This window comes from Heliomicrobium undosum, assembly GCF_009877425.1.
GTDB classification, from domain to species: domain Bacteria; phylum Bacillota; class Desulfitobacteriia; order Heliobacteriales; family Heliobacteriaceae; genus Heliomicrobium; species Heliomicrobium undosum.
On record NZ_WXEY01000017.1, the window covers coordinates 16,452 to 42,441 of the forward strand.

The 25,990-nt window shown below is 58.4% G+C and carries 20 protein-coding genes; 13 read left to right on the forward strand and 7 right to left on the reverse strand.

What is annotated here, in order from left to right; genetic code table 11:
• Nucleotides 1–63: 63 nt before the first annotated feature.
• Together GTO91_RS13150 and GTO91_RS13155 are read left to right on the forward strand one after the other, a co-directional pair.
• On the forward strand, nt 64–717 hold the full coding sequence (locus GTO91_RS13150; RefSeq protein ID WP_161259191.1) for a GyrI-like domain-containing protein: 654 nt from the start codon (nt 64–66) through the stop codon (nt 715–717).
• Between the two features lie 196 nt (nt 718–913).
• Nucleotides 914–1,819 (forward strand): damage-control phosphatase ARMT1 family protein, encoded by a 906-nt coding sequence (locus GTO91_RS13155; protein WP_161259192.1) that lies wholly within the window; start codon nt 914–916, stop codon nt 1,817–1,819.
• A gap of 82 nt (nt 1,820–1,901) precedes the next feature.
• On the opposite strand, the gene GTO91_RS13160 is transcribed toward GTO91_RS13155, so the two are convergent.
• Nucleotides 1,902–2,303, reverse strand: a complete 402-nt coding sequence (locus GTO91_RS13160; protein ID WP_161259193.1) for a VOC family protein — start codon at nt 2,301–2,303, stop codon at nt 1,902–1,904.
• A 147-nt stretch (nt 2,304–2,450) separates the two neighbouring features.
• On the opposite strand from GTO91_RS13160, the gene GTO91_RS13165 reads away from it, so the two are divergent.
• Nucleotides 2,451–3,395: a DMT family transporter gene (locus tag GTO91_RS13165; RefSeq protein ID WP_161259194.1), complete on the forward strand. Its 945-nt coding sequence runs from the start codon at nt 2,451–2,453 to the stop codon at nt 3,393–3,395.
• A gap of 210 nt (nt 3,396–3,605) precedes the next feature.
• Here GTO91_RS13165 and GTO91_RS13170 read toward each other — a convergent pair whose 3' ends face one another.
• Nucleotides 3,606–3,974, reverse strand: a complete 369-nt coding sequence (locus tag GTO91_RS13170; protein WP_161259195.1) for a DsrE family protein — start codon at nt 3,972–3,974, stop codon at nt 3,606–3,608.
• 543 nt (nt 3,975–4,517) lie between these two features.
• On the opposite strand from GTO91_RS13170, the gene GTO91_RS13175 reads away from it, so the two are divergent.
• Together GTO91_RS13175 and GTO91_RS13180 are read left to right on the forward strand one after the other, a co-directional pair.
• On the forward strand, nt 4,518–6,098 hold the full coding sequence (locus tag GTO91_RS13175; protein WP_161259196.1) for a glycosyltransferase family protein: 1,581 nt from the start codon (nt 4,518–4,520) through the stop codon (nt 6,096–6,098).
• Nucleotides 6,099–6,259: 161 nt separating this feature from the next.
• The gene (locus tag GTO91_RS13180; RefSeq protein ID WP_161259197.1) at nt 6,260–8,407 is read left to right on the forward strand and encodes an HD domain-containing phosphohydrolase; all 2,148 of its coding nucleotides are present in this window, start codon (nt 6,260–6,262) and stop codon (nt 8,405–8,407) included.
• 31 nt (nt 8,408–8,438) lie between these two features.
• Here the strand turns inward: GTO91_RS13180 and GTO91_RS13185 are convergent, their stop codons facing one another.
• Nucleotides 8,439–10,847: a hybrid sensor histidine kinase/response regulator gene (locus GTO91_RS13185; protein ID WP_161259198.1), complete on the reverse strand. Its 2,409-nt coding sequence runs from the start codon at nt 10,845–10,847 to the stop codon at nt 8,439–8,441.
• Between the two features lie 211 nt (nt 10,848–11,058).
• On the opposite strand from GTO91_RS13185, the gene GTO91_RS13190 reads away from it, so the two are divergent.
• Nucleotides 11,059–11,238, forward strand: coding sequence for an H-type small acid-soluble spore protein (locus tag GTO91_RS13190; RefSeq protein WP_161259199.1), 180 nt, complete (start codon nt 11,059–11,061; stop codon nt 11,236–11,238).
• 197 nt (nt 11,239–11,435) lie between these two features.
• Here GTO91_RS13190 and GTO91_RS13195 read toward each other — a convergent pair whose 3' ends face one another.
• Genes GTO91_RS13195 through GTO91_RS13205 form a run of 3 tightly spaced genes read right to left on the reverse strand, consistent with a single transcriptional unit; the run spans nt 11,436 to nt 14,786 of the window.
• The gene (locus GTO91_RS13195) at nt 11,436–12,278 is read right to left on the reverse strand and encodes a hypothetical protein (protein WP_161259200.1); all 843 of its coding nucleotides are present in this window, start codon (nt 12,276–12,278) and stop codon (nt 11,436–11,438) included.
• A 34-nt stretch (nt 12,279–12,312) separates the two neighbouring features.
• Nucleotides 12,313–13,989, reverse strand: a complete 1,677-nt coding sequence (locus GTO91_RS13200; protein ID WP_161259201.1) for a sensor histidine kinase — start codon at nt 13,987–13,989, stop codon at nt 12,313–12,315.
• Nucleotides 13,986–14,786 carry a response regulator transcription factor gene (locus GTO91_RS13205; RefSeq protein WP_161259202.1) on the reverse strand — a complete coding sequence of 267 codons (801 nt, stop codon included), beginning with the start codon at nt 14,784–14,786 and terminating at the stop codon, nt 13,986–13,988. The genes GTO91_RS13200 and GTO91_RS13205 overlap by 4 nt, the downstream gene beginning before the upstream one ends.
• A 239-nt stretch (nt 14,787–15,025) precedes the next feature.
• On the opposite strand from GTO91_RS13205, the gene GTO91_RS13210 reads away from it, so the two are divergent.
• Nucleotides 15,026–17,581 carry a glycoside hydrolase gene (locus GTO91_RS13210; RefSeq protein ID WP_161259203.1) on the forward strand — a complete coding sequence of 852 codons (2,556 nt, stop codon included), beginning with the start codon at nt 15,026–15,028 and terminating at the stop codon, nt 17,579–17,581.
• Nucleotides 17,582–17,639: 58 nt separating this feature from the next.
• Nucleotides 17,640–18,821, forward strand: a complete 1,182-nt coding sequence (locus tag GTO91_RS13215) for a MalY/PatB family protein (protein ID WP_161259204.1) — start codon at nt 17,640–17,642, stop codon at nt 18,819–18,821.
• A 78-nt stretch (nt 18,822–18,899) separates the two neighbouring features.
• On the opposite strand, the gene pdxK is transcribed toward GTO91_RS13215, so the two are convergent.
• A complete protein-coding gene (gene pdxK, locus GTO91_RS13220; protein ID WP_161259205.1) occupies nt 18,900–19,712 on the reverse strand; it encodes a pyridoxine/pyridoxal/pyridoxamine kinase in 813 nt (270 codons plus the stop codon).
• 423 nt (nt 19,713–20,135) lie between these two features.
• Here pdxK and GTO91_RS13225 point away from each other — a divergent pair, with 423 nt between their 5' ends.
• The 5 genes from GTO91_RS13225 (at nt 20,136) to GTO91_RS13245 (ending at nt 25,901) form a co-directional block, all read left to right on the forward strand.
• Nucleotides 20,136–21,794, forward strand: coding sequence for a glutamine--tRNA ligase/YqeY domain fusion protein (locus tag GTO91_RS13225; protein ID WP_161259231.1), 1,659 nt, complete (start codon nt 20,136–20,138; stop codon nt 21,792–21,794).
• 114 nt (nt 21,795–21,908) lie between these two features.
• On the forward strand, nt 21,909–22,409 hold the full coding sequence (locus GTO91_RS13230; RefSeq protein WP_161259206.1) for a GNAT family N-acetyltransferase: 501 nt from the start codon (nt 21,909–21,911) through the stop codon (nt 22,407–22,409).
• Nucleotides 22,410–22,429: 20 nt separating this feature from the next.
• On the forward strand, nt 22,430–23,524 hold the full coding sequence (msrB, locus tag GTO91_RS13235; protein ID WP_161259207.1) for a peptide-methionine (R)-S-oxide reductase MsrB: 1,095 nt from the start codon (nt 22,430–22,432) through the stop codon (nt 23,522–23,524).
• A 3-nt stretch (nt 23,525–23,527) separates the two neighbouring features.
• Nucleotides 23,528–24,370, forward strand: coding sequence for a hypothetical protein (locus tag GTO91_RS13240; RefSeq protein WP_161259208.1), 843 nt, complete (start codon nt 23,528–23,530; stop codon nt 24,368–24,370).
• 199 nt (nt 24,371–24,569) lie between these two features.
• The gene (locus tag GTO91_RS13245) at nt 24,570–25,901 is read left to right on the forward strand and encodes an FAD-dependent thymidylate synthase (RefSeq protein WP_161259209.1); all 1,332 of its coding nucleotides are present in this window, start codon (nt 24,570–24,572) and stop codon (nt 25,899–25,901) included.
• Nucleotides 25,902–25,990 lie beyond the last annotated feature (89 nt).

The window sequence follows — 25,990 nt, forward strand, 5'->3', positions numbered from 1 at the left end:
TGCCCCAGCGCCGGACTTCTGTCTTTGACAACGCCTATCGAGAGTGCTGGAAGGGAGATGCCGATGGTCAAAGCGGACAAGGCTGATAAGGTCGACAAAGTGGACTACAAAAAAGAGTTCAAGCAGCGCTATTCCGCCTCGGCGAAGGAATGCGCCCTTGTCACCGTCCCACCGATGCATTACCTGATGATCGACGGCGTCGGCGATCCAAATACCTCCGCCGACTTTCAAGCCGCCGTGGAGGCGCTTTTCAGCGTATCCTATACGCTGAAGTTTCTGATCAAAAAGGGACCCGAGGGGATCGACTATGGCGTGCTGCCGCTGGAAGGACTCTGGTGGTGCGATGATATGGCCTGCTTCGACATCGATGATAAGACCAAATGGCAGTGGACGGTCATGATCATGCAGCCTGAAATCGTTACAGAGGCCCATGTCCGCGTAGCGGTGGAAAAGGTGAAGAAGGAGAAAGGTCTGCCCACGCTGGATAGGATGCGCTTCGAACGCTACGTCGAAGGTCTGGTCGCGCAGATCCTGCACATCGGTCCCTTTTCCGAGGAAGGTCCGACGGTGGAAAAATTGCATCGCTTTATCGCTGAAAAAGGGTGCCAATTCACCGGCAAGCATCATGAAATCTACCTAAGCGACACCCGGCGGGCCGATCCGGCCAAGTGGAAAACAATCATTCGCCAGCCCATTGCCGTAGTTTCTGCGGATTAGGATAGGACGATATGCAATCGCATAGAGCGCTAAAAATAGGATAAGACACTGAACAAAGGGTTGGATGTATGGGAGAGGGGGCGAATGGCTCCTCTTTTTGTTGTCCATGCAGGGGTATGGGCTTTCACGGGGAATTGTATTAAGGTTCGATAGTACCCAAGAGTGCGGACAGCACCGGCGGAAAGGAACGTGGTCCATGAAGCTCTACCTGGAATGCATCGCCTGCACGGTGAAACAATTGATGGAAGCGACCCGGCGCTTTATTCCCGATGAACAAGAGCGCTACCAGATCATCGCCGAGTCGATGCGCGGCTTTCAGGAGAACCTGCGCGTGGACAGTTGCGCGCCCATCCTTACCGCATCCTTTCATAATAAAATCAAAGCCGCATCCGGCACGGAGGACCTTTATAAGGCGGAGAAAGAGCTTTTCAACCGGGAGATGATGGGTCTCGAAGACGAGTTTCGCGAGTTGATCGCCAAGAGCGACGATCCGGTGAAAACCGCCCTCTGCTTCAGCGCTTTGGCAAACATCATCGATTTCGGCACTGCCGCCTCCGTCGATAAAACCTATGCCCGGAACCTGATCCTCAAGGCTGCAGAGACGGAGCGCGATCTCCCCGATGTGGAAACCTTAAAGCAGGAGTTGGCGGCGGCCAAGACGTTGCTTTATGTAGGCGACAACTGCGGGGAAGTGGTCCTCGACAAACTGGTCTTAGAAACCCTGCGGCGGCATTATCCCCAAATCGCCATCACCTTCGCCGTCCGGGACGTTCCCATTCTGAATGACGTGACGTTAAAAGAGGCGGAAGAGATCGGCATTCCGGCCTATGCCCGCGTCATCAGCAGCGGCTCCCGCCTGCCGGGTGTGGTGCTGTCCCAGTGCACCGAAGAGTTTCAGCGCCTGTACCGGGAAAGTGACGTGATCATCCTCAAGGGCATGGGCAACCTGGAGACAGCGGGCGAAGACGAACAAAAGGCCTACTTTATCTTCATGGTCAAATGCGACCTCATGACCAGGCTGATGGAGACCCATTTGCACGATATTTTCGTTGTCAAGGGCAATTACCTCGCCAAGAAAAATCGACTGCGGGGAAACGAATAGGCGTGCCCTTTTAGTGGCACGCCCTCTCATCGGAACGCCTCGCTCGGGACACCTGTGTAGTGACCGACGGGTCATGAATGGTTCATTTCGGTGAAAACGCTTTCGGCTGGACAAGCAAAAAGGAGTTGCCGTAGAGGTCCTCGAAACCCGCCTGAATTCCCCAGGGGGCTTCATCGGGCTCCAGGGTGATCTTGACCCCATTTGCCCGAAATTGCTCGATATCTTTGCGGCAATCGTCGCTGTTGAAGACCCAGCCGACGATTTGGCCGGTTTTGCTCAAACGGGGATCCTTTTCCCCTGCTTTGATCTCGTAGAGGACGATTTGCGTCTCCGGGCTGCCATTGGCGCCGACGGTCACCCAACGGTATTCGCCGCCGAAGGACTGATCGCTGTGCAGCGCGAGGCCGAGTTTGTCCGTATACCATTTGATCGCCTCGTCGTAGTTCTTTACGGGGATGCATACGTGGCCCAACCGAGTGATCATAACGTTCCTCCCAATTCCTTTCGTGAAGTTCTCATCGTATCCAATGTAGGTTATCCCGTTTTCGTTGCCGTTCTGCATCTTTTCTAGCAAATACTCGCTCCTACATTCGACAGGTAGGAAGACATCAACGGAAGGAAGTATTGCATCATGTTCCGGGTCAATCTCTGGGCCAACCTGGCGATGCTCGTCACCGTGCTTTTCTGGGGGATTTCCTTTATCAGCATCAAGATCGCCGTCACCGAGGTGCCACCGGTGACGTTGGCGCTAATCCGCTTTATTATCGCCTCCGTGATCCTCTGGGGGGCATTGCGCCTTACCGAACCGGGCGCGAAACTGGAAAAAGCCGACCGCCTGCGGATGCTATTGGCCGGGGCGCTCGGCGTCACCTTTTACTTCTATTTTGAAAACAGCGGCGTCAAGTTGACAACGGCTGCCAACGCGTCACTGATCACGTCGATTGTTCCGGTCCTCTCGATCATGCTCGATATCGCCATCTATAAGACGAAGGTGTCCGTCATCCAGTGGGTGGCCATCGCCGCCTCTCTGGTCGGCACATATCTCTCGGTTACCGCCAACGGTCAGATGGACCTGACCTCCGACACCTTTGTGGGAAACCTGCTTGTCCTGGGGGCGATGTTGTGCTGGACCGTCTACACCCTCATGAGCAAGTCTCTCGCCCACTACTCCGGTCTGGCCCTGACCACCTACCAGGCTTTGTTGGGAACGTTGCTGCTCGCTCCACTCTCCCTTCTGGAGCGGGAGCAATGGGGCCTCTTTTCCCTGACTGCCTTCGGCCATATCCTCTTTCTTGCCCTCTGTTGCTCGGCGCTCTGTTATTTCTTGTACATGTACGCGTTGCAACGGCTCGATGTGACGATCACCACGCTCTACTTGAACGTGGTGCCGGTCGTGGGCGTTGTATGCGGGTATATGTTCTTGAATGAAAGCGTCCTCCCTGTCCAGATCGCCGGCGGCGCCATGGTGATTTTATCGATCTTGTTGGTGAACTGGGAGAAAGGGCGCGGCCCTATTGAAACAGAATCAGCAGTGGCAGAAATTCAAAATGGGTTGGGAGAACAACAAAAAGCGTGATGATATGAAAAGAGCCCCGTTCCTTCCAATAGGAAGGCCGGGGCTCTCCCGCTAGACTCAGCGGCTTCATATCGCATCACATCATCTGCCAAGACTCGTCCGTCTCAGTGCCCCTACCAGATGTCCCACCAGGCAGGTGGAAGGCGGTGAGATGACCCAGTATCGCATGAAAAATCTCCGGGGCGGAAAAGTGAAAGGCAGAACAGGGCGTTAGTTGAACTGAGCCACGCTCTTGGCGTTCATATAAAAGTCAACGATATCGGGGCCTGTGATGACGATCGCTTCGGGCATCAGGTTTTCTACGTGGTTGTGGTGCAGGCAGGCGGCGCATATGTACAGTTTGCCGCCCAGGGCGAGAAACTCATCCAGCAATTCCTTGACGGGTCGGAAGGGCGCGCCGATGTCGATGGTGTCGACATGTCCTTGTTCGGCGACACGAACGCCCTCGATCAGCAGCACGAGACCGGCCGTATGCCCTTTTTTCAGCGCCTCCACGGCGAAGGTAAAGGCGACGGTGACGCGGTTCTCATCGGACTTGTCAAAAGACAGGGTGACCAAAAAGGCGGGAAAGTCACGCATAAACGGATGCCTCCAATCAGCATTTCGATGTGATGTTACCCATACCTGGTTGGGGTATTTTAGCGTGATTTCATTATACTGCGGTCTGCGCACGCAGGCAAGGGCGTTGGGAAACAAATAGAAAAAAGGTTTCCCTCTTGAAAAGAAATTGACCCGCTCTTTGGAGGACAGCCTTTCAGTGTATGGAAACGGAAAAAAACGCATTGGAGGATGCTCATGAAACACATTTTTTTCTTGCCAAGTGAAGAAGCGGCGATTGAAATGTTAGCCGTGTTTAACACCACTGAGCTAGAATATCATGGCGTCCACGACTTCACATCGGCATACTCGGGGTTGGGTTTCACGGGGAGGACCTGTTAATAAAAAAAGGCGCCATTCCATACTTTGGCGGCGCGGGAATGCTAGAAATGCGCTACTATGTAGGTATATGGGTTTTTCGCAGGTTTCGGATGATTGGCGGGCCACGGCCAATATGACAGGGCACAGCCAGGCCACGGCGAATGTGGCAGATGTCGCCAATATAACAAGCGGAGGACAATCGGAATGAACTTTTACGAACTTAATGAAGCGAGGCGGCTCCTCGGTGACGGCTGGGTTCTTCTCGGGGACAAGGTCGCCGGGCTCTATAAGCTCTTTTCGGCGATTCAGGAGAAAATGGCGCCCCTAAACGCTGTAGAACGGCAGCGTTGGGGCGAGATCCTGGAAAAAGGCCTGAAACTCAGCGAAGTGGGGAAAGGGGGCGCAGGTCTGGTCCTGCACCTCTTTATCACGTCATTCTTGCTCGAGGTGACCGGTGAGGAGCGCTTCCTCCATGAGATTTACCGGGCGGCCGAGGAGGCGGGGCGACCGCTGAAGGAACGGCTGTTTTTATACTGGCAGATTGTGCGCCGGGGTTTTTTGGACCGCCGGTATCTCACGATGGAAAACGATCTGCGCTTTTGGGCGCTCCATCGTTCACTGGTGTCCGCCTACGGCCAGTTGTTGCCGGAACGCCTCGAGTGGATACCGGCGGAGCAGCGCGACAACAACCGGGTCGTCGTGATCACCAATCAGTACCTGGGCTTGCAGCATGGACCGACGATGACGGCGCTCGATCGCGCCCATGCCTTGCAGGCCGAATTGGGGAAAAAGGTGGTTCTCATCAATACGGCGGAAATGCCCCGGTCGTTGCCCTTGCCTTTTTTCAATCCGCTGCTGGCGACGTTCAAGAGCAACCTCTCCCGCATCGACCTCTCCCGCTTTCAGGGACAGGCCTTTCCCTTTTACCAGTGCAAGGATGAGATGCCCAACCTAGAGGAGATGACGAAAATCATCGCCTGGATCCGAGAGATCCGGCCAGCCTTCATTCTCTCCATCGGCGGCAACAACATCACGGCCGATCTCTGTGGCCGGATCGTGCCGGTGGCGACATTGGGCTGTGTAAACGGGCTCGCTGTTTCAGAGGGGCGGTTCTTCCTGCCCTGGAGCCCTTTGCCGGAGAAGGAACAGGCAGAAACGGTTCAACTGGGGATTGCCGCCGAACGGATCATCCCCTGCGACTTCACCTTCTACATCCGCCCCCAACGCAAAAAGATGACGCGGGCAGACCTGGGCATCGGCGAAAAGGCCTTTGTGCTGGCTATTGTCGGCGGGCGGCTCGATGAGGAAGTGACGCCGGCTTACGCGGAGCAATTGGCCTTTTTCTTAGACCGCAACCCGGAAGCGTTTATCGCCTTCGCCGGTCATTTTGAGCGCTATGAAAAGCACCGGGCGGCCTACCCGGCCTTTGCCCGGCAGACCTGTTTCGCCGGTTTTCAGGACGACATCTTGGCTTTCAACGAGGTCTGTGACGCCTACTTGAACCCGCCCCGGACAGGCGGAGGCACCTCGGCGCTAGAGGCGTTGTTTAAGGGAAATCCGGTCTTTACCCTGCCTGCCGGGGATGTGGCCTATGTGGCCGGACCGCGCTATCATATCGCCGGATTTGCCGATATTGAAACCTTCATGGCGCGCTGGCGCAACGATCCGGCTTTTCGTGAAGAGGAGCGCGCGTCCGCGCGCAGGCGCGCCGGGGAATTGACCGATACGGCGCGGGCGCTGGGCGGGGCGATCGACGCGATGGAACGTTCGTTTTACTATTCTTGACAGACGTCTCAGCCTGGACGCACCTGTGAAAGGCGCCTGGAGACGGATGGGAATGCTTAGTGCGAAAGCGCCTGGTGGAAGGGAATCGCATGCTGGTGTGGAATTAACCGATAAATAAAGCGGAAACCAGGGAAATAGCGGGGGACATTGGAGGCGGCGCTGTGGGGATCGGTCGCAAGATCGCATTGTTGCACATTTCTTTGATCATGTTGTTTGCGCTGGTGATCTTCTTGATGGGGCAGCAGGTATGGGGCGCCAATTACCTCAAATTGGAACGGGATGAGGTAGCCGATAACTCAGCGCGCAGCCTCGCAGCCTGGGAGGGTGAACTGGAACGGATCGGTTCTTTGGCGGAAGACTGGGCGCCTTGGGATGACACCTTCGACTTTGCCCGGAGGCCAACCGACCGGACCTATGTCGAGAAGAACCTGAACGATGCGGCCATGGCCAACCTGGGCGTCGATCTGGTCATCATCGCCGATTGGGATGGCCGGATTCTCTTTGCCAAAGCCCTCGATCTGGAAAAAAAGAGCGAGGTACCAGTTCCGCTAGGTTGGGACGCACATATCCGGCATATGAGTCGAATGGAAACGCTGGCTCTGGGCAAGGATCAGCGCATTGAAAACTTTGTCATGGTCGGTCAGACGCCGGTCTTAGTGGCCGCCCATTCCATTTTGACGAGTGAAAAAGGGGGTCCCAGCCCGGGGCTGCTCGTCTTTGCGCGCAAGGCAGACAACGCCTTCCTGCGGGCGATGGCCAAGCGGACGCAAACGGATGTGGCTTTTCTGAGCGATCCTACAAAAGAGCCTGTCCCCAAGGGACACTTCTTTCAGGAACCCGTCGATAAGGATATCGTTCTCGGCTATGCGCCTTTAACCGACTTGTACGGAACCGGCGGTTACTACCTGGTCAGCACGGTGCCGCGCCTGATCTACCAGCAGGGGCAAGAACAGATGGGCGCCTTCGTGGTGGCTGTGATCGCCTTCGGCCTCTTTTTTGCCGCCGTGACGATCCTGATCCTGCGTTGGTTCCTGCTCCCCCGGCTGCAGCGGATCGATGACTTCATGAACGCCGTGCGGGCGGGAGAGGATCTCTCCATCCGGCTCGACCTGCCAGGCAACGACGAACTGTCGAAAATGGCCACGACCATGAACGCCATGTTGGAGCGGATCGAGGAGTCGAAAGGGCGGATCCTGCGCCTCTACCAGACCGTGCAGATGGAACTGGAGGAGCGGAAGAAGGCCGAGGAGGCCCTCCGGTTCTTAAGCCTCCATGACGCCCTGACGGGGACCTACAACAGGGCCTTTTTCGAAAGGGAACTTGCCCGGCTGGCGGAGGATAAGGTCGGCGGCATCGGCATCATCTGCTGTGACGTGGACGGGTTGAAACTGGTCAACGATACGCTGGGCCATTCGGTCGGAGACGACCTCTTGATTCAGACCGCTCGGATTCTGGAAGGGGTGTTCAGGGAAAAAGGGATCGTGGCCCGCATGGGTGGCGATGAATTTGCCGTGTTGCTCCGGAACGTGGAAGAGGGGCAGGTTCAGCGCGCCTGCCAGCAGATCCGCGAGTCCCTGGAATTGATGAAACCGGAGATCATGGGACTCCGGATGAGTTTGTCCGTTGGCTGGAAGTACAGCAGCCAACCGCCGGCCGATGAGGAAGCGGTCCGAGCGCTGATGCGGGAAGCGGACGACACCATGTACCGGCAGAAGTTGTCGAGCAACCAGAGCAACCGCAACGCCCTCGTGCAGGCGTTGATGAAGATGCTTGAGGTGCGCGATTTCATCACGGAGGGGCACTCTCAGCGCCTGCAGGAACTGGTGGTCAAGTTAGGCAAAGACGTAGGGCTTTCCGACGGCAGGATCACCGATCTATGCTTGTTGGCCCAGTTTCATGATATCGGCAAAGTGGGCATCCCCGATCAGATCCTGTTCAAGCCGGGGCCGCTGACGATAGAAGAGCGCAAGCAGATGGAGCGCCATGCGGAAATCGGCCACCGCATCGCCCAGGTTGTTCCAGGACTGCTGCCGGTGGCCGATCTGATTCTGAAACACCATGAGTGGTGGAACGGCAAGGGGTACCCGCTGGGACTGAAAGAAGAGGATATCCCCATCGAGGCGCGCATCCTCGCGATCACCGACGCCTATGACGCCATGACGAATGACCGGACCTACCGGAAGGCCATGAGTGAGGAAGCGGCGCTGTGCGAGTTGAGACGCTGCAGCGGCGTTCAGTTTGATCCCCGCCTGGTCGATAGGTTTATCGCCATCGCTGGCGAGAGCGGGAAGGAAACGGTTATTGCTTAAGGTGTGCCGCCTGTTGAGCATTCGGGCCTTTTTACGTGTCGATAGAGAAGGCTTTTTGTAGGGACTTCCGAAGGGAGGCGAACTCTCTTTCGGCCAGGTGAATCCACTCCCCGGTTTTTTCCAGAAGAGCGCCATCGAGGCGCTCTTTTTTTGCCAGTTGCTCCAGTTCGGCGCATACTTGCATGAGCCGGCGGGCGCCCAGATTGCCGCTCCCGGACTTGATGTAGTGGGCATGAAACCGAAGCGCCTCCCAGTCCCCCTGTTCACGGGCGGCCTTCAGTGCGGCCAGTCGTGGCGGAATATCCTGTAGGAAGGTGCGAAAAAGAAGGAGCAGTTCTTCCTGATCGAGACATCCGCAGAGTTGCCGGACATTATCGAGGATCTCATGACAGGAAACATCGGTCTGTCTTTCCGTCAGGTAGCGCTCCAAAAGCCGGCGCAGTTGGCGGAAATGGACCGGTTTGGACAGGTAATCGTTCATCCCGGCAGCCAGGCACCTCTCCCGGTCGCCGCCGAGGGCATTGGCGGTGAGGGCGATGATCGGAACGGCCTGTTTGGCGTGCGCGCTTTCCCAATTGCGGATCCGGCGGGTCGCTTCCAACCCGTCCATCCCAGGCATCCGGAAATCCATCAGGATGAGGCGGTAATGGCGGGACAAGGCGGCCGCCACCGCCTGATGTCCGTCATTGACGATATCGATATCGGTGAGCCCCAACTTGTGCAACAGCAACCGCATCAATTTCTGGTTGGTTTCGTTGTCCTCGGCCAGGAGGATCGGCAGATTGGGTAGAGATGGCGGCTTAGGGGGTTCGGGCTCAGCCGTGGGGACGGCGGTTTCCGTGTCCATCGGGGCAATCCGGTCGACGGAGGCGCAAGCAGCGGTTTCCGACAGGGCCGGGGGAGACGGTTCCAAGGAAAGGACGAACCAGAAGGTGGAGCCCTTTCCCAACTGGCTTTTCACGCCGATGTGACCGCCCATCAGTTCGACGAGGCGTTTGGAGATGCTCAACCCGAGGCCGGTTCCGCCAAAACGGCGGGTCGTCGACAGGTCGGCTTGGGAAAAAGGGGTAAAGAGGGTGGATAGGGTGGCGGCATCGATACCGATACCGCTGTCGAAGACACAGAAACGAACGGACAGGGCGGATGCCGTCTCCTGTTCCACAGTGACCTCGAAGCGCACCGATCCCTGATCGGTGAATTTGATGGCGTTTCCGATGAGGTTGAAGAGCACCTGCTGCAGGCGCAGCGGATCGCCCCGGACAAGGCGACGCAACCGCGCATCCAGGGCGACGGAGAAGCAGAGCCCTTTCTCCTTGGCCCGAGGCGCGAGCATCTTGACGAGTTCCTCTATCGACTGGGCCAGGTTGAAGTCAAGGATCTCCAGGTTCATCCGGCCGGCCTCGATTTTGGAGATGTCCAGGATATCGTTCAGGATGGACAGCAGAATCTCGGCCGAACTGCGCAGCGTAACGGCATAATCGCGCTGCGTCTCGTCCAGCGGCGTGTCGAGCAGCAATTCTGTCAGTCCCAGGATACTGTTCATCGGCGTCCGGATTTCATGGCTCATGACGGCCAGAAACTCACTCTTGGCCCGGTCGGCCTGGACGGCCAACTCCTTGGCTTCCTGCAGGGCTTCTATGGCTTGCCTGCGTTCTGTCGTGTCCTCGGCGATCCCGGCGGTCCGGGCGATGCGGCCCTGATCATCAAAGACGGGGAAACTGCGCGCCCAGATCCAGCGAAAGGAACCGTCGGGACGGAGGATCCGGTACTCCTCGTCAAAGACGCCCGTTTGTCGAAAGGAACCGGAAAGCACCTGCAGGATACGCGGCCGATCATCCGGGTGGATGGACTGGACGAACTCGTTCGGGTTGGCATAGATGACGTCGCGGCTGCGTCCCCAGACCGCTTCGTAAGCCGGGTTGATGTAGAGCATCTGCTGGGGCGTTCGCAACCAGACCACCTGCCGGAGGTTCTCGGCCAGTTGCCGTAGATTCTCTTCACTTTCGCGAAGCTTCTTCTCCATAGCTTTTTCGCGGGTGATGTCTGTTGTCAGGCCGTCGACGCGGATGAAACGACCGTCCCGCTGCACGGGAGCGGCTCGTTTATGTATCCAGCGGAGTTCCCCGTTGGGCAGAAGGATCCGGCAGGTCTTATCGAGCGGGAGACCTCTGCGAAAGTCAGGGAAAATGGACGCAAAAAGAGGGCGATCATCTGGGTGGATCATCTCCATCCAGAGATCGGGGGTTTCAAAAAAGGCCTGCGGCGGGCGGCCGAGGATCTGTTCGCTGTTCGGCGTGATTTGCAACAGGCGGTTTTCGAGGAGATCGAAGGACCAGAAGACATGGTCCAACTGGATGAAGGTATTCCACAACTGTTCCCGGGCTTCTTCCGATTCGCGCAGGCGGCGCGCCAGTTCGGCCTGATTGTCGCGATTTTCCATGATAATACCTCCATGCCCGGAAAACAAAGGCGGCGGTTGCATGTAAGTATTTATTTAATATATCTACAGTTTTCCATAATCATCATACCATAGGATTGACTTCAGGAGAACAACCATCAAACCCTTTCCAAATGCCGTCCACTTTTTGGCGTGTATGTTTTTGCGCCGCTCTGCCATGCTATGTCTGATAGGAAGCAAGAGGAGTGGTCGCATGCAACCGAAACGGGCCGAAGAGATACTCAACTCGCCGTCGACGATCGAGGTGCTCTACCAGCACAGTCCCGTCTGGATTGAGAAGATCGATCAGCACAACGGGATCGCCCAGGTAAAGCTTCTGGGGCCGGGAAACCAGATCGAGGTGCCGATCGCCGATTTGCAGGAGCGTCACTAGGGTACAGGAGCGCCAACTGGGTAGAGAAGCACCACAGTACAGAAGCGCCGGTAGGGTACAAAAGCCCCACTGGCACAGGCGCGCCGCGAAGGGTGCTGAAAAGGAATCGCCCTCCTCGTCCATGATGCGATGGATGGGGAGGGCGATTTTTATTTATATTGGAGACGTTGTTGTTGGCTCGACAGGGACACTTACGGTTACAGGCGGGTTGCAGGCTCTTCCGAGCAGGCTTCCGGGGCGCGCGCGCCTTCCTGCGCCAGCGGTGAAATGACCGGCGCTGACGGTGTGGACACTTCCTCGCGAGACTTGTGCCGGACGATGAGGGCCAGGCCGCCGATGCCGAAGATTCCCCCAAAGACGATGCTTTTCAGGTAGAAGTAGTACTCGTTGTAGTAACGGAGAAAGCCGTTGTTGGGCAGGGGCGTGTCCAAGATGATCAATGCGGACAGGGTGAGCAGGATGACGCCCAGCCGACCGGGGCGGCGATGCCATGTGTCGACAAACCAATCAAAGACCTCGATGTTGTCGTCCGGCATGGGGATGCCTGCCTGGCGTTTTCGCATGGCATGGTGGGCGTCAAAAAAGCCGTAGCCGATAATCACCGGCAGCACGAGGCCGAAGGAGTCGGGAAACACGTTCCACTGCGTCAGTGCCACGGTGCCCCAGAAGAGGGCGAGCAGTTGGACGCCGCGGCGCATCAGACCGAGATACATCTGGCCTACTCCCGGCATGAGGGAGATCGCCATAAAGCATAAGCGCTGCAAGGCGGTGCGCTTCCGAGGTGGCGGCGCCGCGTCGTTTGCCGGCGTCGCGCTGCCGGTAGGGATTCCGCCAACGGTAGGAACGGCGGTTCCCGCCCCGTTCGGCCGGAAGCCTGCGCCGGCATAGGTGGACGATGTCCTCGGCTGACCGGCTTCGGCGGCGCATTGGGGGCAGATCCAGCCTTGTTGCACCGGCAAGAGCGGCCCGTTGTGAAAGCCGCAGAGGGCGCAGGCAGGGCGTTTGGGATGGTCGGCGTGGTCATTGTCGGGGGAAAACATGGCGGTCACCTCATAATCGTTTTTCCGTGGCTGCTCATGGGGCTGCGAGCGGCAGTTGGATGAGGAAGGCGGCGCCCCCTTCGGGCGGCGTGGGCTCCAGGAGGATGCTGCCGCCATGGGCGGCGATGATCTCGCGGCTGATGGCCAGGCCGAGGCCGGTGCTGCCCTTTTTGCTGTTGCGGGCCGTATCGGCGCGAGCGAAGCGCTCGAAGAGGCGCTCGCGCAGGTGGACCGGCACGCCCATGCCTGTGTCAGCGATGCGCAACAGCGCCGTTTCGCCCTGGGCGATCAGGGTGACGTGGACGTGGATGCCGGGCGCGTTATGTTCGATGGCGTTTTTCAGCACGTTTTTGACGGCCCGCTCCAGGTGAGGTGCGTCGACGCTGGCCCACAGGGTCGTTTCCGGGATGTCTGCGTTCAGGTGTTGCCCCGCCAGTTCGATGTCGGGGAGGATGTCGGCGGTCCAGCGACGGACGAGCTCGGCCAGGTCGGTGGGACGTCGTTGCAGGGTGAAGTCGGGATGGACCAGTTTGGCCGTCAGGAAGAGGTCATCGACGATGCGCCCCATGACGAGGGCTTTGGCGTGGATGATCCGGCCGTATTTGCGTGCCTGCTCCGGCTCCTGGTAGGCGATGTCGCTGAGGGCTTCGGCGTACCCCTCGATGGAGGCGAGCGGGGTGCGCAGGTCATGGGAGAGGCCGGCGAAAAGGTCCCGCTGTTTGCCGGCGATCTCCTGTTCTCGCTGTTTCAGGGCGCCGAGGGCGCTGTTCAACTGGTTGAAGACGGCGAAGAGGTCGCCGAATTCGTCTTTGCGCCAGGATTGGATGCGGTAGCTCGTATCGCCGCGTCGCATGTTCTCCAGGCCGCCGGCCAGTTTTTTCAGGGGCGCCCGCAACAGCCAGGAAAAGGCGAGGGCGGCCACCAGATTGACGGCCAGGATGCCGGCGCCGGCTGTCAGGGGGACGCCGGCGAGCAGGACGGTCCGTTCTTGGGCGTCAGGACGACGGGGAGGCTCATGGGGCGGCGGTTCGTAGCGGAGGAGCAGGTAGTAGGTTTCACTGTCTACAACCAGCGAAGCCGCCGCGTAACGGGTCTTTCCGTTGCCGCTCTCCTGATTCCGCGATACCGGATCGCTTTCGAAGAGGACGTTCACACCGTCGACGAAATCCTGCGGCGGCACGCGGATCGCTTCAATCAACTGGGCCGGGGTGTAATGGTCGGGGTAGTGATCGTTGGCGGCGATGGCGGGGTCATTGCGCGGGTTCCAGGTCGTCTTCGTGGCCAGCACCTGACCGGTCTCGTCCAGGAGTTGCACCGAAGCCGGCCAGAAGTGCAGATCGGAATCAAAGGAGAGTTCCTCAATCAGGCGTTGGCGGGCTGCGCCCTGACCGGCGCGGTTGTTCTTTTGGTCGCCTTGTTGATGACGCTGCTGGTTACCCTGCTGGGGAGACGCCATGCTGATAGGACCGGGGTTCGGCGGGTACTTGGGATTCCTGCCTGCAGTAAGCCCCGGGTCGACGGACGCTGCCGGTTCGGTCTGGAAGCGCTCCTGCCAGCGCTCGATCTGGGCGATGGCCTGGCGGTGCTGAACGCTGCGGTCTCCGGGACGCAGCAGTTCCTGGTAGAGGATCAGCATGCCCAGCAGGGTCGATGCGGCGGTGACGACGGAGATCAGGAGGAAGAAAAAGAAGGCCTGGGTGCGGATCTTCATGGCCGCTCCTCCTGAGGTCGCGGCGCCGGCATCGGCATTGACTCCCGCACCGGCACCGGCACCGGAGCCGACGCCGGCGCCTTCAGCCGGTAGCCGAGGCCGCGGATGTTTTCCAACCAGTCGCCGGCGCCGGGCAGGGCGTCGTCGAGTTTGCGGCGAAGGCTGCGGACATGGACCATGATCGTGTTGTCGTTGCCGTAGTAGGGCTCGTGCCAGACCTGTTCGTAGACCTGCTGCTTTGTGTAGACGCGGCCCGGTGTGGCGGCGAAGAGGCGCAGCAGTTCCCACTCCTTGGCGCGCAGGTCGAGGGCGGCGCCGTTCAGTTGCGCCTCGGCGCGGATAGGATCGAGATAGAGCGGGCCGACGGCGATGGGCGCTTCGACGGTTATCTGGCGGTTGCGGCGGCGCAGGTGGGCATTGACGCGGGCCACCAACTCGCGGGGGCTGAAGGGCTTGGCCACATAGTCGATGGCCCCCAGGTTGAGGCCCAGGATGCGGTCGGGTTCGTCGCCGCGGGCTGAGAGGATGAAGAGGGGGCATTCCAACTCGTCCCGCAGCATCCGGCAGACGTCCAGGCCGTTTACCTTGGGCATCATCACATCGAGGATGACCAGGTCCGGTCGTTCAGTGCGGGCCAGCCGCAACGCTTCTTCCCCGTCAGCGGCGAGCAGCACGGCGTAGCCGTCATGTTCCAGGTAGCCGGCGACGAGTTCGCGCAGTTCCGGGTCATCGTCGGCCAGGAGGATGCGCAGGGGCGGCCCGTTGGCGTCGCGACTGCTGGGCGGTGCAGGTTCCAATCGGCCATGTCTCCTTTCGGCACGCTTGTCTATCGCCTGTTGAAAGGCGCTTTTCAAGCGGCGGTTTTTTCACCAGGGGGAGGGAATCAGCGGTCTCGCTAAGAACAGTATAAGGGATGCGCCTTTCGTGAAAATAAGACGAATCTTAATTCAGCCTTAAATCAGGGGACAAGTTTTCTGTGAACGGTAATGGATGCCGGGCGGGTGTCCCTTTGTGGCGATGGCGGAGGTGTATGCGCTTGAGGTTCAAGGTGGTCACGACCGGGAAGGTCCTTCTTTGCCTGTTGGCGTGCGGGCTTTTTCTTACTGGTCCGTTGCAGCCGATGTTCGCTGCCGACCGGCGAGCCGTTGCAGGTGAGGTGGCGGCAGTTCCCCTGGAGAACGCTGCAACGAGCACGGAGACATCCGGCGTTCCCTTTATCTACGATGGCTTTGAGGCAGGGCTTGTCGATTGGACACTTCAATCGAAGGGCAACGGGGGCGAAGGGACCGTCAGCCTGGAAAGCGGATCTTATACAGGGCGCGGCGATTCTGCCGGCGGCAGCAATGCCGCCTGGGGCGGTTATGCTAGCGCGGGCGGCTATGGCGCTGGGGGCGGCGATTCTCCCGCAGGCGTCCATTCTGTTCGAATCGCCCCGGCAGGCGATGGTGAGTGGCGCTTTTCGACCCCCAAAAAAATCCCTGTCGCCACCGGTGATCTCCTTGAACTGAAAGGATGGATCAAGCGCCTGGGAAGCGGGGCCGCGACGCTAAGCGCAAGGGGCTGCGATGCGCGAGGGAATGCGGTGGAATGGCAGATCGACGCGCCGGTGATCGAGGGGGATGCGGCATGGGGTGTCGTCGCCACCCGCCTGGTGATTCCGCCCGGCATCGCCTATATCCAGCCCCAACTGGCGGGGCAGGGCGGCGGCGTCACCTGGGCCGATGACCTGTCGCTTACCCCGGTGATGGCGCCCAGGCGGAATCCGGCTATGCCTGCGCAAGCGCGTACAGAAAATGCGGTTTTCTCCATCGCCGTACATACGGACGATCTGACGCTGGCTGTCACCGACAAGCGGACAGGCCAGGCATGGCGGCAGCAGGCGCTGCGTTCCGACTTTATCCTGATCGATATCCAGTCTGGCAAGCAGATTGTGATGGCATTGCGGCATATCGCCAGCGGGAACGATGTGCTGGCCACTATCAAGCCAATCGGCGACAGCCCCGAATTTACCGTCACCCTGTCGGGGGAAGGGATGCTGGGGTCGGCGCTGCGCTTTCCCCATCCCTTTGTCAGCGGGCCGGGAACACAAGCGGTGATCCCGCGCGGACAGGGCATCCTCTGGCCTGCCGATGCCCCCTCCCTTCCCTTCATGCGTCTTCCCGCCTACAGCGGGGAAGGACTTGCGATGCCTTTTTGGGGCATCACCGACGGCGAGCGGGGGTTAATGACCCTTCTGGAGACGCCGGACGACAGTGCTGTTCATTTGGAGCGGATCGAGGGGAAACTGGCTTTGTCGCCCCAGTGGGAACCGCAAAAAGGACGATTCGCCTATGACCGACGCCTCCGCTATATCCTCTTTGACCGGGGCGGTTTTGTGGCCATGGCCAAGCGTTACCGGGAATATGTCCGGTCAGGCGACCGGTTCGTCTCCTTGGAGAAAAAAGCCCGCGATAATCGTGAACTGAACAAACTGATCGGCGCCGCCAATATCTGGTATGAGGGAAAGGGCGATCCGGAGGTTGCGGGGGAAATGAAGGCCTTGCAATTCGACAAGGTGCTGTGGAACCATGTCGAGGGCGACACTCAGGCTGCCCTAGGGCCGGAAGCCATTCAGCAGATCAATGCCTTGGGATATCTCTGTGGGCGGTCTGACCTGTTTCATCAGGTCGTGAACCCGGAGAAGGCGGAACATCTGGCGGCGGGGCTGGATCCGCGCTGGCCCCAGTCGATCTGGCCCGACGGACTCGTCACTGGTCCCGATGGCGAGTGGGTGCGCGGCTGGAAGGCCAAAGCCAAGGACGGCGGGTGGATCGACGGCGCCATTGTCAGTGACGAAGCGGCGCTGAGCGTCGCCCGCTGGCGGATTCCCACGGTGTTGAAGGACTCCCCTTATGGCGCTTGGCTGATCGACGGGGTGACTTCTCTGCCCTGGCAGGAAGACTACCATCAGCGCCATCCGATGACACGCAGCCAGAGCCGGCAGTCGAGAATGAACCTGCTCAAAGTCGCCTCCAGCGAACTGAAACGGGTGACCGGGAGTGTCGGCGGCCATGACGCGGCAACACCCTTTGTCCACTATTTCGAAGGGATGATGGGTGTGACGCCGCAGGCTGGTCCGGGCGGCGGTGTTGATTCCACCGCCGGGGGAAAGGCCGGGTCACAACCGGCTGCCGCCCTTTCGGCGGATCACCGGTACGGGATTCCCTTGTGGGAACTGGTGCATCATGACAGTGTCTTGTCCTACTGGCGGCGCGACGAAGGCAACAACAGCCTGCCGGAGCAGTGGGAAAAGCGGGATCTTTTCAACATCCTTTACGGGACGCCGCCGCTGTACACCCTCGACCGGGACGGGTGGAAAAAAGACAAGCAGCGCCTTGCTGAAAGCTATCAGAAGGTCAGTTCCGTCGCCCGGAAGGTGGGAACGGCTGAGATGACCGATTTTCGCTTTCTGACACCGGACCGGTCGGTGCAGCAGTCGGTCTTTGCCAACGGCGTGACAGTGACGGTCAATTTCGGCAGCCATGCATACACCATCAATGCCTGGTCGGAACTGAAGCCGATGGGATATCTGGTGACGGATACGAAAAAATAAAGCCGGCAAGACGCTCTCAAGCGCTGCCGGCGGTATGCTAGATGAGGTGGATGACAACATGACAAACCTGACCTGTTCTTTTGACGAACGAATCGAACGGCGCCGCACCAACTGCTTAAAATGGGATGCCCTCCGTGACGCTTTCGGGCAGGAAGACCTGCTGCCCCTTTGGGTGGCCGATATGGACTTCCCATCGCCGCCGGCGGTGATCGAGGTCCTGCAGGAGAAGGCCGCCCACCGGGTCTACGGCTACCACGTCCGCAGCGAATCCTTTTTTGAATCCGTCGTCGAATGGTTTGGACGCCGCCATGGCTGGGCTATCGAGCGGGAGTGGATCGCCCTGACGCCTGGGGTGGTGCCGTCGATCTGCCTGGCCATCCAGGCTTTCACAGCCCCTGGCGACGGCGTCGTCATCCAGTCGCCTGTCTACCCGCCCTTTTTCCGCTGTGTCAACGAAAACGGCCGCCGGCTGGTGGAGAACCCGCTCCGCCAGGTGGACGGCTGCTATGAGATCGACTTCGACGACTTGGCAGCCAAACTGGATGACGGTGTCAGGATGCTGGTCCTCTGCAGCCCCCACAACCCTGTCGGGCGCGTCTGGACCGAGGCGGAATTGCGCCGGATCAACGAGCTCTGCCGGGAGCGGGACATCATCGTCCTCTCCGATGAGATCCACTGCGACCTCGTCTTCCGGGGACATCGCCACATCCCCTTCGCCGCTTTGGGCGCCGATGCGGCGGCCCGCACGGTCACCTGTGTGGCGCCGAGCAAGACCTTCAATATCGCCGGGTTGAACACGTCTTTTGTGATCATCTCTGACGGCGGGCTGCGGCGGCGCTTCCGGAAGCATATGGCCGCCCTCAGCCTGGGGGAAGGGAATCTCTTCGGCGTCGCGGCGTCGGAAGCGGCGTACCGGCACGGCGACGCCTGGCTCGATGCGCTGCTTCCATACCTGGAGGACAATGCCGACTATTTCGTGCGCTATGTGCGCGAGCGGCTGCCTGAACTGCAGGTGGTGAAACCGGAAGGGACCTACCTGGGCTGGCTGGACTGCCGCAGTTTGGGACTGGCCCCGGCGGAACTAAAACGATTTTTCGTCGAGAAGGCGAAGGTGGGGTTGAATGACGGTCTCACCTTCGGCCGGCCCGGCGCCGGGTTCGCCCGCATCAACTTCGGCTGTCCGCAAGCGGTCTTGGCCGAGGGGATGCAGCGGATCGAGGCGGCGCTGCGCAGCAGGTGATATTATGAAAAAAGAACTGCCAAAGAGGAGACAGGCGATCCTGCAACCTCTTTGGCAGTTTTTATTACCTTTTACAAATTAACAGCAGCAGCCGCTCCGGCGATAAGCGCCATGGTGGGTCGGGCCGACGTAGCCGTTGAGGGGGAAGCCGAGACGGATCGCTTCAGTGATGAATTTCTTCGCCGTTCCGATGGCGTCGCGGACGGACTCGCCTTTGGCCAGTCCGGCGGCGATGGCTGCCGAGGTGGTGCAGCCGGCGCCATGGGTGTAGGTGGTGTTGAACCGCTCCGACTCCAGGACCTCGAAGGTCTTGCCATCGAAGAGCAGGTCGATGGCCGTCTCGCCGGCCAGCTTGCCGCCGCCCTTGATCAGGACATAGGCGACGCCGAGCTTGTGGATGGCTTCTGCGGCTTCCTTCATATCGTCGAGTGTTTTGATCGGGGCATGGCCGCTCAACTGGGCCGCCTCAAAGAGGTTCGGCGTGACGACGGTGGCCCGGGGGACGAGCACATCGCGCAGGCTGACCAGGTTGTCCGGCTGCATGACCTCGTCGGTGCCCTTGCAGACCATGACCGGGTCGACGACGACGTTCTTCAGGTTGTGGCGGTCGATGGTGCGGGCGGCCACTTCGACGATCTCAGGGGTGCCGAGCATCCCTGTCTTCATGGCCTCGACGCCGATGGAGAGGATCGTGTCCAACTGGGCTTCCAAGGTCTCGATGGCGATGGGGAAGACCTTGTGGGACCAGTCCTTCGGGTCCATGGAAACGATGGTGGTGATGGCCGTCATGCCGTAGACGCCCAGTTCTTGAAAGGTCTTCAGATCGGCCTGGATGCCGGCTCCGCCGCTGCTGTCGGAACCGGCGATGGTTAACGCCTTGGGAATGGTCATGGGATGCTCCTCCTCATTGCTTGCCGTCAGTCGACGAAATCATTGCTATGGTTTGTATCCCGAGTGTCGCCGTAAAGTATGCGCGTCTCCGGCAGCCGCAGGCATTTGGCGGCATGCTTCTATGGAAAAGGCAGGCCTTTCTGCGACAGGCGGAAAGTCTTCCTCAATTATAACAACCCTTGTAACAATGGCAACCCTTCCAACAAGCCCAACCCTTCCACGAAGGCCATGCTTACAGCGGCCACTGGCTCAGGCTTTTGCCCGACTTTCCCCCAGTGCGCTCTTTATTATCGAAACGAAAATCGCACTCCCTCTGTTTTCACTCTTTGGGCGCGTCTCCGGTTATGATAAACTACAATTTGTAGAAGAATAACAATTAACAAGAAAATCCATTGGGGGATTTTTTTAAGAAAGGTGAGCGCTGTGGAAGGCAAATCACTCCCGCCGAATTTTATCAAAAGCATCATCCTTGAGGATATAGAATCGGGCCGGGTCAAAGAGGTCGTCACCCGCTTTCCGCCCGAACCGAACGGCTATCTGCACATCGGACACGCCAAATCGATCTGCCTGAACTTTGAACTGGCCGACGAATTCAAGGGTCGCACCCACCTGCGCTTCGATGACACGAACCCGCTGAAGGAAGACACGGAGTATGTCGAGTCGATCAAAGAAGACGTGCGCTGGCTCGGCTTCGAGTGGGAGAAGCTGTTCTTCGCCTCTGACTATTTTGATGAGATGTACAACCGGGCCGTCATCCTGATCCAAAAGGGCAAGGCTTATGTGGACGAACTGTCGGCTGAGGAGATCCGCCAGATGCGCGGCACTCTGACCGAGCCGGGCAAGGAGAGCCCCCACCGCAACCGCAGCGTCAAGGAGAACCTGGACCTCTTCGCGCGGATGCGCAAGGGCGAGTTCAAGGACGGAGAGAAGGTGCTGCGGGCCAAGATCGACATGGCCTCGCCGAACATCAACATGCGTGACCCTGTCCTCTACCGCATCGCCCACGCCAGCCACCACAACACGGGCGACGAGTGGTGCATCTACCCCATGTACGACTTCGCCCATCCCCTGGAGGACGCTGTCGAGGGCGTCACTCACTCCATCTGTACCCTCGAGTTTGAAGACCACCGCCCCCTCTATGACTGGGTCATCGAGGAGTGCGAGATGGAATGCCGCCCCCGCCAGTACGAGTTCGCCCGTTTGAACCTGACGAACACGGTCATGAGCAAGCGCTGGCTGAAAAAGCTCGTCGATGAGGCCATCGTCGACGGCTGGGACGACCCCCGCATGCCCACCATCTCGGGCCTGCGCCGGCGCGGTTACACGCCCGAGGCGATTCGCGCCTTCGCCCGCGAGATCGGCGTCGCCAAGGCCAACAGCACCGTCGATTCGAAGATGCTGGAGCACTTCATCCGTGAGGATCTGAAGCTGAAAGCGCCGCGGACGATGGCCGTCCTGCGGCCTTTGAAGGTGGTCATCACCAACTACCCCGAAGGCCAGGTCGAGATGCTGGAAGCGGAAAACAACGCCGAAAACCCGGAGATGGGCCACCGCCAAATCCCCTTCTCCCGGGAAATCTACATTGAGCAGGACGACTTCATGGAGAACCCGCCGAGCAAGTACTTCCGCCTCTTCCCCGGCAACGAGGTGCGGCTGAAACACGCCTACTTCATCAAGTGCCACGATGTGGTCAAAGACGCCGAGGGCAAGATCGTGGAACTGCACTGCACCTACGACCCGGCCACCAAGAGCGGCTCCGGCTTCGAGGGACGCAAGGTGAAAGGGACGATCCACTGGGTTGAGGCCACTCAGGCGCTTCCCGCCGAGTTCCGCCTCTATGAACCGCTGATCCTGGACGATACGGCGGGGGAAGACAAGCCCTTCCTGGAGCGGATCAACCCCAACTCCATCGAGGTCTTGCAAGGCTGCGTGGAGCCGAACATGGCCGAAGCGAAGGGGCAGGACAAGTTCCAGTTCTTCCGCCATGGATACTTCAACGTCGATACGAAGCAGTCGACGAGCGACAAAAAGGTCTTCAACCACATCGTCTCGCTGAAGAGTTCCTTCCAGCTTCCGAAGTAGTTGCATAAAGTGTACGCCACCACCTGAGGGATATTTTCTACAAAGGGTGGTGGTTTTTTTCTAGGTGAGTGAGGCCTGGCGCACATTGAAATCCATGTATCGGGGTGAAGAGCTGTGGGAAAATATCTTTACCGAATGGCGGACAAGTCTGACGTCGCCGGTCTGGTTGAATTGGAAGCATTGCTGTTAGAGGAAATCATTCAGAGAACCCATATCGCCCACTTCCAAATTGATCAGGCGGAAATCCAACGAAACATTGAACAGTTCATTGAGACGCAGAAGATGTGGTTTTTTATCGCCGTTGATGATGCCGGGAACGGCAGGCAGTGCGTCGGCTTCATCGGGTTGACCGAGGCCCATGCCCTCTATACCCATGGGAAATACGGGATCATCACCGAGTTTTATGTACGGAACGCTTACAGGGACAAAGGCGTTGGCAACCGCCTGCTTCAAGAGGCTCTGCAGTTTGCACAAATGCAGGAGTGGAAACGGTTCGAGGTGACCACGCCACCCTTGCCGGAGTTTGAAAACAGCCTGCGCTTTTATACGAAGAACGGTTTCAGTATCACCGGGGGGAGAAAGCTGAAGGCCGAGGAAAAAAGACAAACCCGATAATATCAATCGAGGTGATTCCCATGGAAAAAGCGGCTACAGAGGGAAGATACGAACTTGCCACCTTCGCCGGCGGCTGTTTCTGGTGCATGGTGACGCCCTTCGAGGAGATGGACGGGATCATCCGCGTCGTCTCCGGCTACACGGGCGGGAAGACGGAGAACCCCACCTATGAAGAGGTCTGTTCCGAGCGGACCGGCCACTATGAAGCTGTCCAGATCACCTTTGACCCGGCCGTTTTTTCCTACGAAAAACTGCTGGACATCTACTGGCAGCAGATCGACCCGACCGACCCCGGCGGACAGTTTCATGATCGGGGGTCTTCCTACCGGACGGCCATCTTCGTTCACAGCGAGGCGCAGCGGGAAAAAGCGGAGGCCTCCAAGCGAGCGCTCGAAGCGAAGGGCATCTTCGACAAGCCCGTCGTGACGCCCATCCTCCCGGCGGGTCCCTTTTACCCGGCAGAGGCGTACCACCAGGACTACCACAAGAAAAACCCTGTCCGTTACGGCCTGTACCGGCTCGGGTCGGGGCGGGACGCCTTTATCGCCCGCCATTGGAAGAAGCACAACCCGGAAACGGTCAAACAGGAGAAGGCCCCCTCGAAAAATGACCGCTCTGAGAACGGCCAGTCATTGAAGGGCCAATCGGAGAGGCACCCGTCGAAAGAGCAGCGCTGGAAAAAAGACCGTTCAGACCTGCGCGAACGGCTCACCCCGATGCAGTATGAGGTGACCCAGAACAACGCCACCGAGCCGCCCTTTCGCAACGAGTTCTGGGACCACAAGGGCAAGGGCATTTACGTCGATGTCGTGTCCGGCGAGCCCTTGTTCAGTTCCCTGGACAAGTTCGACTCCGGTTGCGGCTGGCCCAGTTTCACCCGGCCGCTCCATGAAGAAAACATCGATGAGAAAGATGACACCAGCCACGGCATGATCCGCACGGAGGTGCGCAGCCGCAACGCCGACTCCCACCTCGGCCATGTCTTCGACGACGGCCCGGCGCCGGGGAGGCTTCGCTACTGCATCAACTCGGCGGCGCTGCGCTTCATCCCGAAGGAGGACCTGGAGAAAGAGGGTTACGGCGAGTACCGGCGACTGTTTGGGGAAGGAAAATAACACATGAAGATAAAGGAGATTCGCTATGGCTTTTTAGCCTTACTCGTCGCAACGGCGCTCTTTCTCAGCGCCTGCCAGCCTATCGGGCCTCAGGCAAAGCCGACGAATGAGGGAAAGGTCGAAGCACAGGCAACACAGGTAACCCAGGCATCACAGGAGAGTCGGGCCGCCACACCGGAATACGCAAACAAAAGAGTTTCCTATTCAAAAGACAAAAAACGATTCGTCACCGTCGACGGTCAACAATTTACGGTAACAGATGCAGCAAGCATACAAAGCCAACCGATAGACACGGAAGTGGACGCTCACGGGACCATGCCCAAGTTCTGGTCTGATTCCGGTGAGAAAATCGCCTATACCAAAATGGACGGCGAGGTTGCTGCCGGCATCTTTGTGTATGATCTGAAAACAGGGGAGCGCATCAAAGTGTCTACGCAGGCGGAAGATGTAAATCACCATACCGTGTTCCTCCTGTGGGAAGGTGATGACGCCATCATCGCCTACGAGAGCCCGCTCAGTTCGCCGGAGCAAACCATCAAGATCGTGAAATACGGTCTGGATGGTTCGAGGAAAACGCTGGCCCTCTTTAGCGTTAAAAAAGACGCTCCCTTGTTTGAAGACGCCAGTGACAAACATGTACTCGCGAGAGAAAGGATCAGCAACCGGATTTCCTTATACGACAGACATACATTTTCGAAAATCAAGGATCTGGCAGGACCCGCGCCTCAGCATGTGATGAGAAAGGCGCGTTTTGCGGAAGGCGCAAATCAAGTAGTCATTGGCGAATTTACAGCCGAAAACGGGTCGATAAAGAAGGACAAACATTTTACGGTACATTTGAATTGAAAACTGTCCGCTTGACAACCGGGAACATCCTATACTATTTTATGTACAGATAAATCTTCTAAGAGGCGTTATACTATTTAGCCATGTAGCTACACACCAACTTAAAACAAAATGTCCTGGCTTTTGTCTTTAGAAAACCAGGACATTTTTTGCATTGTGCACATCAAGGGTCGATTATTTTAGAGAACGGGGTTTAATGATGACTGTCGCAAACTTCGAAGCCACCGGGTTGGATCGGATAGCCAGATGGATAGAGAGAAACCGGATCAAAACCATTGATGCGTTGGGTCTAAAGCAGGTGTTGAACACCATCCATATCTCCTTCACGCTGGAGGGGATCGATCGGGTGCAGAGCACCTTGATCTGTGAACTGAAAGACTCCTATGTGCAGCAGAGCCAGCGGTACGTCACCCTGGCTGCCGACGCCTACCGTCTGCCTCAACTGGACGGGGAAGACCGGCGAAAGACGGAGGAGATCACCCAAAAGGCCTTCCGGTTATATGCGAAGATGTCCCAACTGAAGGACCCGAACGCCAAGGGAAGGCCGAAAGCGGAGAACTACCTCTACGGCATACCGATCGAAGATGCCCGCTACATCCTGCCCCTTTCGACGAAAACCAACGTCAGTGTGGCCATGTCGGGCGATAAGTTGGTCGACCTCTTCCGGTTGCTCAACGACAAAAAGTACGGCGCCATGTTCGATGAGATCCGCAACGAACTGACAGCGTTCCTGCCTGAGAAGCTGACGGCGCTGCTGCCGGACGAATATGACAGTGACGCTGAGCATGAAGCCATCCGAGATTTTCACCTGGAAGATCTCAAAAAAATCGACAACGAGAACAACCTTGTGTTGCTGAGCCGTTTCGAGGACCTGGACATGAAAGTCGGTTTCGGCGCCTTGACCAGCACCTCAAAAAACACGCCCTCCCAGGAGATCGCCCGTTTCGGGTCGGAGGCGGCAAACCAGGCTAGGGCTGTGACGCAGCGCGTTCTCGGGTATGGTCACGAGAGCATTGCCGAGCAGGCCAGAACCACCTTCGGCATGATGTGCAGTCTCGTCACCTATCATCAACAACTGCGGCACCGGCTCAGTCAGAATTACCGGGAGAATCTGACCGAGTTGATTCGGGACGCCGCCAGGCCCGTCAAAGTGCCCGACAGCATCCGGCAGTCGCCGTTTTACTCGGAATTTATGGAACTGGTCGAGGAGTGCAGGAACTGGCGCCGGGTGATCGCTCAAAAATACGGCGATGAAAAAGCCCTTTCGTTGCTGCTCAACTGCGATCAGATCAAGTTGATCATCGCCACCAACGCGAGAATCGATATCGGAATGTTAGCGGACCGCACATGCATGAACGCCCAGTGGGAGATCAGAGAACTGGCGATCAAAAAGCTGAAGGCGCTTCGCTCTCTGTCGGAGGTGCTCTATGAGAGAGCGCTGCCATCCTGTGTGCTCGGCAAGTGCCGGGAGGGGAAGCTGAGTTGTGGGCGGCAAGCGGAAGTGAAGGCGCGGTTTCTGCCGGCCGACTAAAGGGAATCGGTTGTGTGAGGAGGGAGTAACCCCAGTCGGAGGGTCTCTCTTTTTTTTATCCATCTGGAAATCCAAAGGGCAATTCTTGT

What these genes read in the sequence shown, in the direction of transcription:
- GTO91_RS13195 (WP_161259200.1), bottom strand. Translation starts at nt 12,278, where the DNA reads ATGTTTTCCCCCGACAATGACCACGCCGACCATCCCAAACGCCCTGCC.
- GTO91_RS13155 (WP_161259192.1), top strand. Translation starts at nt 914, where the DNA reads ATGAAGCTCTACCTGGAATGCATCGCCTGCACGGTGAAACAATTGATG.
- GTO91_RS13170 (WP_161259195.1), bottom strand. Translation starts at nt 3,974, where the DNA reads ATGCGTGACTTTCCCGCCTTTTTGGTCACCCTGTCTTTTGACAAGTCC.
- GTO91_RS13240 (WP_161259208.1), top strand. Translation starts at nt 23,528, where the DNA reads ATGAAGATAAAGGAGATTCGCTATGGCTTTTTAGCCTTACTCGTCGCA.
- GTO91_RS13190 (WP_161259199.1), top strand. Translation starts at nt 11,059, where the DNA reads ATGCAACCGAAACGGGCCGAAGAGATACTCAACTCGCCGTCGACGATC.
- GTO91_RS13185 (WP_161259198.1), bottom strand. Translation starts at nt 10,847, where the DNA reads ATGGAAAATCGCGACAATCAGGCCGAACTGGCGCGCCGCCTGCGCGAA.
- GTO91_RS13150 (WP_161259191.1), top strand. Translation starts at nt 64, where the DNA reads ATGGTCAAAGCGGACAAGGCTGATAAGGTCGACAAAGTGGACTACAAA.
- pdxK (WP_161259205.1), bottom strand. Translation starts at nt 19,712, where the DNA reads ATGACCATTCCCAAGGCGTTAACCATCGCCGGTTCCGACAGCAGCGGC.
- GTO91_RS13175 (WP_161259196.1), top strand. Translation starts at nt 4,518, where the DNA reads ATGAACTTTTACGAACTTAATGAAGCGAGGCGGCTCCTCGGTGACGGC.
- GTO91_RS13215 (WP_161259204.1), top strand. Translation starts at nt 17,640, where the DNA reads ATGACAAACCTGACCTGTTCTTTTGACGAACGAATCGAACGGCGCCGC.
- GTO91_RS13160 (WP_161259193.1), bottom strand. Translation starts at nt 2,303, where the DNA reads ATGATCACTCGGTTGGGCCACGTATGCATCCCCGTAAAGAACTACGAC.
- msrB (WP_161259207.1), top strand. Translation starts at nt 22,430, where the DNA reads ATGGAAAAAGCGGCTACAGAGGGAAGATACGAACTTGCCACCTTCGCC.
- GTO91_RS13165 (WP_161259194.1), top strand. Translation starts at nt 2,451, where the DNA reads ATGTTCCGGGTCAATCTCTGGGCCAACCTGGCGATGCTCGTCACCGTG.
- GTO91_RS13200 (WP_161259201.1), bottom strand. Translation starts at nt 13,989, where the DNA reads ATGAAGATCCGCACCCAGGCCTTCTTTTTCTTCCTCCTGATCTCCGTC.
- GTO91_RS13245 (WP_161259209.1), top strand. Translation starts at nt 24,570, where the DNA reads ATGACTGTCGCAAACTTCGAAGCCACCGGGTTGGATCGGATAGCCAGA.